The 7,767-nt window shown below is 66.4% G+C and carries 9 protein-coding genes; 4 read left to right on the plus strand and 5 right to left on the minus strand.

Annotated elements, in window-relative coordinates; translation table 11 throughout:
- Positions 1-907, minus strand: a 907-nt coding sequence (locus tag OK17_RS21810; RefSeq protein WP_461418735.1) for a DUF222 domain-containing protein, incomplete at its 3' end; no start/stop codon positions are given.
- A 201-nt stretch (positions 908-1,108) separates the two neighbouring features.
- On the opposite strand from OK17_RS21810, the gene OK17_RS21815 reads away from it, so the two are divergent.
- The gene (locus OK17_RS21815) at positions 1,109-1,945 is read left to right on the plus strand and encodes an MBL fold metallo-hydrolase (RefSeq protein WP_461418736.1); all 837 of its coding nucleotides are present in this window, start codon (positions 1,109-1,111) and stop codon (positions 1,943-1,945) included.
- A gap of 4 nt (positions 1,946-1,949) precedes the next feature.
- On the opposite strand, the gene galE is transcribed toward OK17_RS21815, so the two are convergent.
- Both galE and rfbB read right to left on the minus strand, forming a co-directional pair.
- On the minus strand, positions 1,950-2,969 hold the full coding sequence (galE, locus tag OK17_RS21820; protein ID WP_461418737.1) for a UDP-glucose 4-epimerase GalE: 1,020 nt from the start codon (positions 2,967-2,969) through the stop codon (positions 1,950-1,952).
- Positions 2,970-3,015: 46 nt separating this feature from the next.
- Positions 3,016-4,020, minus strand: coding sequence for a dTDP-glucose 4,6-dehydratase (gene rfbB, locus OK17_RS21825; RefSeq protein ID WP_461418738.1), 1,005 nt, complete (start codon positions 4,018-4,020; stop codon positions 3,016-3,018).
- A gap of 97 nt (positions 4,021-4,117) precedes the next feature.
- On the opposite strand from rfbB, the gene rfbA reads away from it, so the two are divergent.
- Positions 4,118-4,993 carry a glucose-1-phosphate thymidylyltransferase RfbA gene (gene rfbA / locus OK17_RS21830; RefSeq protein ID WP_461418739.1) on the plus strand — a complete coding sequence of 292 codons (876 nt, stop codon included), beginning with the start codon at positions 4,118-4,120 and terminating at the stop codon, positions 4,991-4,993.
- 28 nt (positions 4,994-5,021) lie between these two features.
- The gene (locus tag OK17_RS21835) at positions 5,022-5,642 is read left to right on the plus strand and encodes a dTDP-4-dehydrorhamnose 3,5-epimerase family protein (RefSeq protein ID WP_461418740.1); all 621 of its coding nucleotides are present in this window, start codon (positions 5,022-5,024) and stop codon (positions 5,640-5,642) included.
- A gap of 95 nt (positions 5,643-5,737) precedes the next feature.
- On the opposite strand, the gene OK17_RS21840 is transcribed toward OK17_RS21835, so the two are convergent.
- Positions 5,738-6,091 (minus strand): DUF2304 domain-containing protein, encoded by a 354-nt coding sequence (locus OK17_RS21840; RefSeq protein WP_006866677.1) that lies wholly within the window; start codon positions 6,089-6,091, stop codon positions 5,738-5,740.
- Between the two features lie 7 nt (positions 6,092-6,098).
- A complete protein-coding gene (locus OK17_RS21845) occupies positions 6,099-6,800 on the minus strand; it encodes a glycosyltransferase family 2 protein (RefSeq protein WP_006866678.1) in 702 nt (233 codons plus the stop codon).
- A gap of 66 nt (positions 6,801-6,866) precedes the next feature.
- On the opposite strand from OK17_RS21845, the gene OK17_RS21850 reads away from it, so the two are divergent.
- Positions 6,867-7,712 carry a glycosyltransferase family 2 protein gene (locus OK17_RS21850; RefSeq protein ID WP_461418741.1) on the plus strand — a complete coding sequence of 282 codons (846 nt, stop codon included), beginning with the start codon at positions 6,867-6,869 and terminating at the stop codon, positions 7,710-7,712.
- Positions 7,713-7,767: the final 55 nt, after the last annotated feature.

Below are 7,767 nucleotides of genomic sequence, written 5' to 3' on the forward strand. Positions count from 1 at the left end.
GCAACCCGCGGTGACTCTTACCCAGGAGGCCGTCGTCGAAGACCGCTTTGAGCAGTGCGTTGACGGCGTCGTGATTGAGCTGGGCCGGGGTGCGGGCATCACGCTCGGCCGCAGCAGCCACCGCGTCGGGGTCGGCGTCGTCGATCGATCCGTGTGGGGAGTCGGGGTCGTCGGGGTTGTTCATGCCCGGTTTGGCCCACACGGCGAGCAGCATCGTGATCCGGGCGAGGAGTTCGGGGGTGAGGTTGGCGGTCATTTTGGCGGTGCCGTCGGCGCGTTGGCGGTGGATGCTCAGGTTGCGGCGACGTGTGCGGTCGGTGTCGTCGGCGAGTGTGCCGTCGGGGTCGAGATGAGCCAGCAGGCGTGCACCGAGGGCAGCGATGTCGGCGGGGGTGTGATCAACCGCGATCTCGGCCATCTGTCGTTCGGCGGCGACTTTGATGTCGTGGTGGACGGCGTGGGGGATCTGGTCGAGGACGTCGAGTACTGCCCGGACGTGGGAGGTGCTGACGTGGCCGTCGGCCAATGCTTCTGCCAGGGCGGGGTGTTCGGGTTCGAGTGGTTCGCCGGTGTGGCTGAGGTGGGTGGCGGTTGCGTGGCGTTGTTTGGTGCGGCGCATGGGGTCGGCCACGCGTAGGCGGTGGGTCATGAACGCGGTGATGCTGCGGTGGCCGGTTTTGTGGGGGAGGTCGCGGTCGGCGATCTCGACGATCTGTCGGTCGCCGGCGAAAGTCATTCGCGCGATTGCCCGTTCGGTTTCGGCGGCGACATCGACGAGTTCGTCGTGCGCGCACCCGGCGAGGTTCATCGTCTGCAGCTCGTCGATGAGGGAGTGGATCTGGTCGATGACAGCGACGGCGCCGGACGGTTCAGGGGCGGTCGGATCGCCCAGCGATGTGTCGGACATGACGGTCACCCCCTAACCAGTAGTTCGAATGTACGTTCGACAGTACGCCCGAAACCCAAGCACCGCAACGATTGTCGGCGAAGAGCTCGTCGAGGAATTATGTCGGTAGGTACTGGTAGAGTGCGGGTTCGCCTCGATCCGACGGGCCATATCCGGCCCAAACCCGCGCCCGATGACAATGACGGGGGTTAGCGTCGAAGCATGCAGCCGTGGATGTGTGTTTTCTGCGCAAACGAGTTCGCCCCCGACGCGGACCTCCCCGAGGTCTGCCCGATCTGTGACGACGACCGGCAATGGGTGCCGACGAGCGGGCAGCAGTGGACCCGACTCGATGAAAACGCCGATAATGCGCTCGACGTCGCAGAGGTGGAGCCGGGCCTCGTCCGGCTGTCGCTGAGGCCGTCGGTCGGTATCGGTCAGCAGGGATTCCTGGTGACCACCCCGGAGGGCAACATCCTCTGGGAACCACCAGGTTTCATCGGCCCGGCCCTCGTGGACTGGTTGGACCGACACGGCGGTGTCCAGGCAGTCGCCGCCAGTCACCCGCACCTCTACGGAGCCAGTGTGTCCATCAGCCACCGTTTCGGCAAGGTCCCGGTCTTCTACAACGACGTCGATCGTCGGTGGCTGACCAGGCCTGATCCGGTCGTGAAATTCTGGTCGGGTGAGGCAAAGATTCTCGGCGATGTTCGACTCGTTCAGTGCGGCGGGCACTTTCCGGGCAGCGCGGTGCTGCACCTGCCGCACGCCGCGGACGGTCGGGGAGCGCTGCTGACCGGCGACACCATCAAAGGTGTCGCGCAACCGGGCATGGTGACGTTCATGCGGAGCTACCCGAACATGATCCCGTTGTCGCCCAGGCTCGTTCGCCAGATCGTCGACCGGGTCACGGCACTGTCCTTCGACCGGTTGTACGACGCTTTCGGCGTCGTCGTCGACGAGAATGCGCACGAGGTCGTCGAATCGTCCGCCCGGCGCTACATCGGTTGGGCCACCGACGAGATCGTCGATCCCGACGATCCGTACGCCACCCGGTGACGGGTCAGGCGTCGGGGTAACCGGTCGGGTTCTCCGACTGCCAGCGCCACGTGTCGACGCACATGTCGTCAATCGTCTTGGTGGCGTGCCAGTTCAGGTCGGCGTTCGCGCGAGTGGGGTCGGCGTACGACGCGGCGATGTCACCGGGCCGGCGGGGTGCGATCTCGTACGGAATCGGCTTGCCGCTGGCCTTCTCGAAGGCGTGGACGACCTCGAGGACCGAGACGCCCTGCCCCGTGCCGAGGTTCCACGTCGACATGCCGGTGTCGCCGGTGCTGATGCGGTCGAGTGCGGCAACGTGCCCGGCGGCGAGATCGTCGACGTGGATGTAGTCGCGGACGCCGGTGCCGTCGGGGGTGTCGTAGTCGTCGCCGAAGACCGACAACTTCTCGCGCCGGCCCACTGCGACCTGCGCGACGAACGGCATGAGGTTGTTCGGGATACCCGACGGGTCCTCGCCGATCTGACCGCTCGGGTGCGCGCCCACCGGGTTGAAGTAGCGCAGCGCGGCGATCCGCCAGGCGTCGGAACTTGCCGCGACGTCGCGCAGCACCTGCTCGATCATCACCTTCGTCCAGCCGTACGGGTTGGTGGCCGACGTCGGGAGGTCCTCGGTCATCGGCAGTTCCGGGTCGGCGCCGTAGACGGTCGCCGACGACGAGAACACCAGCGTGTGCACGTCGTGGCGTCCCATCGCCCGCAACAACGAGAACGTTGTGCCGAGGTTGTTCTGGTAGTAGTCCAGCGGCTTGGCCACCGACTCGCCGACCGCCTTGTACCCGGCGAAGTGGATGACGGCGTCGACGTCCTCGTGGGCGAAGAAGTGCTCGGTCTTGTCGACGTCGGCGAGGTCAAAGGCGTGCACCGGGATGGAACGGCCGCTCAACGCCTCGAGCCGACCCACCACGGTGGGTTTGGCGTTGCTGAAGTCGTCGACGATGACGACGTCATGACCGGCGGAGACCAGCTGGATCACGGTGTGCGAGCCGATGTAGCCCGCGCCGCCGCTGACGAGTACGCGCATGTGACCACCGTAGGCGGCGGACCTGGGAGAACGCCAAACGTGCCGGCTAGCCCGTCACCCGTTCGGTGGCGGCATACTTCTGTTCGACGGCGTCCTTGGCGGGTTGCCACCAGTTGGTGTTGTCGCGGTACCAGTCGATGGTCGCGGCCAGGCCGGCGCGGAAGTCGACATAGTTGGGGGTCCAGCCGAGTTCGGTGCGTAGGCGGGTGGAGTCGATGGCGTAGCGGCGGTCGTGGCCGGGTCGGTCGGTGACGAAGTCGAACGCGTCCTTCGGCTGACCCAGGAGCTCGAGGATGGACTCCACGACGGTGCGGTTGTCGACCTCGCCGTCGGCGCCGATCAGATAGGTTTCGCCGATCTGACCTTTGTCGATGATGGTCCACACGGCGTCGTTGTGGTCGTCGACGTGGATCCAGTCGCGCACGTTGCGGCCGTCGCCGTAGAGCTTGGGGCGCACCCCGGACAGGACGTTGGTGATCTGGCGGGGGATGAACTTCTCGATGTGCTGGTAGGGGCCGTAGTTGTTCGAGCAGTTCGAGATGGTCGCGGCGACGCCGAAGGACCGCACCCAGGCGCGCACCAGCAGGTCGGAGCCGGCTTTGGTCGAGGAGTAGGGGCTCGACGGGTTGTAGGCGGTGTGCTCGGTGAAGCGGGCGGGGTCGTCGAGGTCGAGGTCGCCGTAGACCTCGTCGGTGCTGATGTGGTGGTAGCGCACCTGATGGGCACGCACGGCTTCGAGCAGCGTGTAGGTGCCGACCAGGTTGGTCTGCACGAACGCCGACGGGTCGGCCAGGGAGTTGTCGTTGTGGGATTCGGCGGCGAAGTGCACCACCAGATCGCTCTCACCGACCAGTCGGTGGACCAGCGCGGCGTCGGCGATGTCGCCCTGAATGAGTTCGACGCGGTCGGCGACGGGGGCCAGGGTCTCGGGGTTGGCGGCGTAGGTGAGTTTGTCCAGCACCCGGATCGTCACGTCGGAGCGCGTGGCCAGGGTGCGCAGCACGAAGTTGGCGCCGATGAAACCGGCACCACCGGTCACGAGAACACGCACGTCGTTCCTTCCGCCTGAGGCATTCGTGGACGTCACTCTACCGAGGCGGCGGGTGTGCACTCGGTGAGCCGGATCGTCGGGCACTAGGCTGAGGCGCATGCGAGGGATCATTCTGGCCGGTGGCACGGGCACGCGCCTGCACCCGATCACGCAGGGTGTGAGCAAGCAGCTCGTGCCGGTCTACGACAAGCCGATGATCTACTACCCACTCTCGACGCTGATGCTCGCCGGCATCCGCGACATCCTGATCATCACCACCCCGCACGACGCCCCGGCCTTCCAGGCGTTGCTCGGCACCGGTGACCAGTTCGGCATCAACCTCACCTACAAGACCCAACCCTCGCCCGACGGCCTTGCCCAGGCATTTACGCTCGGCGCCGACCACATCGGCGACGAGTCGGTCGCACTCGTCTTGGGCGACAACATCTTCTACGGCCCCGGCCTCGGCAGCCAGCTGCAGGGCTTCGAGAACGTCGACGGCGGTGCGGTCTTCGCGTACTGGGTGTCGAATCCGGAGGCCTACGGTGTCGTCGACTTCGACGCCGACGGGACCGCGATCTCGCTGGAAGAAAAGCCGACACAACCGAGGTCGAACTTCGCGGTGCCCGGCCTGTACTTCTACGACAACGACGTGGTCGAGATCGCCCGCGGCCTCAAGCCCAGTGCGCGCGGCGAATACGAGATCACCGACATCAACGCCCACTACCTCGAACGCGGAAAACTGTCGGTCACTGTCCTTCCTCGCGGCACGGCCTGGCTCGACACCGGAACCTTCGACAGCCTCCTCGACGCAGGCAACTTCGTCCGCACCGTCGAACAACGCCAAGGCCTCAAGATCGCTGTGCCGGAGGAGATCGCGTGGCGTCGCGGATTCCTCGACGACGACGGGCTGCGGTCCCGCGCGGAGAAGCTGCGCAAGTCCGGCTACGGTGACTACCTGCTCGAACTCCTCCAGCGAGGCAAGGGGTTTTGAGCACACATCCGACGCGAAAGGCTCATCCATGAAGGTGCGACCCCTCACGATCGACGGCGCGTGGGAACTCACGCCGGTTCAGCATGGCGACGCACGCGGCCTGTTCGCCGAGGCGTTCAAAGGTGACCTGCTCGCGGAGGTGATCGGCCACCGCTTCGACCTCGCCCAGGTCAACCTCTCGGTGTCCGCGGCGGGTGTACTGCGGGGTGTGCACTTCGCCGATGTGCCTCCGGGGCAGGCGAAGTACGTCACCTGTGCAACGGGCGCCATCCTCGACGTCATCGTCGACATCCGTGTCGGGTCCCCGACCTTCGGCACCTATGACACCGTCCTGCTCGACGACGTCGACCGTCGTGCGGTCTACCTGTCGGAGGGGCTGGGCCACGCCTTCTGTGCGCTGGCCGACAACTCGACCGTCACCTACCTCTGCTCCACCGGTTACAACCCGTCGGGTGAGCACGGCATCAACCCGCTCGACCCCGAGCTCGGCATCGAATGGCCGACGCAGGCCCGCGACGGATCGCCGCTGGAATACGAACTGTCCGAGAAGGACACCGCTGCACCCGGTCTCGCCGAGGCGCGCGAGGCCGGGCTGCTGCCGGACCACGACGACGTGATGGCGTTCCTTCAGGGGCTCGCCGCGGAGTGATCCCTGCTTTCTGAGGTGCGCGCGCAGCGAGCCACGAAGGGCTGCCGACGCCGCCTCACCAGGCCTCGTGGCTCGTCGCTGGCGCTCCTCGCACCTCAGGCAGCAGGGGGGCGGTTCTCCGGCTTCTCGGCGTTCTGCAACGCGATGGCGCGGGCGAGGCGGGCGTACTTCACCTCGAGATCGCGGAACCGGAGGTACGTCGACACCGTGGTGAACGCGAACGCGATGACCAGCAGGAACAGCACGAGGTCGAGGCCGCGTTGGATGCCGATCTTGTTGGCGACCCAGGTGACGTCGTCCTGGCGCAGCATCGCGTAGAGACCGAAGCCCACGAAGGCGACGAACAGGATCTTCACCCCGGCCGAGGAGCGAGCCGTACCGCGGTTGACGACGAAGAATCCGACGAGTGCGAGCAGTCCGATGATCGCGAGGATCTGGAACCAGATCATGGAGTCCTCACTTCCTCATCCGGGTGTGGAACAGGCCGTCGGCGACGATGTTGACCCCGTTGATCAGCGACTGTCCTTTCGCGCGTGAGTATTCGGTGTAGAGGATCGTCACCGGCTGCTCGGCGACCCGCCAGTTGTGGTGGTCGATGAGCGCGATGAACTCCGACGCATGACTCATGCCGCTCATGAGGAGGTCGAGATCGTCGGCGACCTTCTTGTTGAAGACGCGAAGTCCGTTGTGCGCGTCGGACAATCCGAGCCGGCGCGTGCGCGGGCTCAGGAAGACGATGGTGCGCAATGCCATCCGACGCAACAGTGGGACGGACTCGCTGCGTCCCTCGGCGAAGCGGGTGCCGACGATGATGTCGACCGGTTCGGTGCGCAGGCGGGCGACCATCGCCGACACGTCGTCGACCTGATGCTGGCCGTCGGCGTCGAAGGTGACGAAGAAGCGGGCACCGGGCTGCTTGCGCGCGTATTCGACGCCGGTCTGGATCGCGGCGCCCTGCCCCAGGTTCACCGGATGACGCACCAGGTGGACGCCGGCCGCCTTGATCTCCTCGGCCGAGTTGTCCGACGAGCCGTCGTCGACGCAGACGATGTTGGGGAAGGTCTCGCGTGCCTTGGCCGCGACTTCCCGGATCACCTGACCCTCGTTGAAGACGGGTACCACCAGCCACACGTCGGCATTGGTGATGGGTTCGGCCATGGTGAACAACCCTATCTCGGCCGGTCGCAGCGCTCATCGCCCGGCACGCCCGGCTAGTCTTGTCGGGTGCCGATCGACGTGATGATGCCCTTCTATGGCGACGTCGCGCAGTTCCGCGAGGCGGTGACCAGCGTCCTCGATCAGAGTGACCCGGATCTGCGGCTCGTGGTGGTCGACGACTGCTATCCCGACCCCACACCCCGCGAATGGCTCAGCTCGCTGAACGACGCGCGCGTCCGCTACGTGCGCAACAAGACCAATCTCGGCGTCAACGGCAACTTCCGTAGGTGCGTCGAGCTGGTGACCGCAGATTGGTTCGTCGTCATGGGCTGCGACGACGTGATGCACGCCGACTACCTGGCTACGGTCCGCAGTCTGACCGAGCACCACCCGGAGGCCGCGGTCATCGCGCCCGGCGTCGACGTCATCGACGAGAACGGCCGGACGGTGCGTCCGCTGGGGGACCGCATGAAGAACGTGCTGGCGCCGTCCCGCGCGACCGTGCTGTCCGGTGAACGCCTCGCGACCAGCCTCTACCACGGCAACTGGACCTACTTCCCGTCGTTGCTGTGGCGGACCGCCCCGGTACGCGAGGTGGGATTCCGGCCGGGGTTGGAGATCGTCCTCGACCTCGCGCTCCTCGTCGACCTCGCCGCCGCCGACGGCTCACTCGTCTACGACCCCGATGTCGTCTTCTCCTATCGCCGCCACAGCGCATCGGTGAGCTCGGTGCAGGCCATCGACGGACGACGCTTCGACGAGGAGAACCGCTTCTTCGCGGAGGAGGCGCAGCGGTGCGCCGAACGCGGCTGGCCCAAGGCTGCGCGTGCGGCCCGGCTGCATGCGACGTCGCGGTTGAATCACCTGCAGGCGCGGGTGGGTGCGCAGGTTGGCCGGTTCAGCCGCGGGTAGACCTCCCCATCTGCTCCCTGAGAAGCGCCCGGATCCCGACTGCCGAACCTCAACT

Source organism: Gordonia sp. GN26 (genome assembly GCF_054823965.1).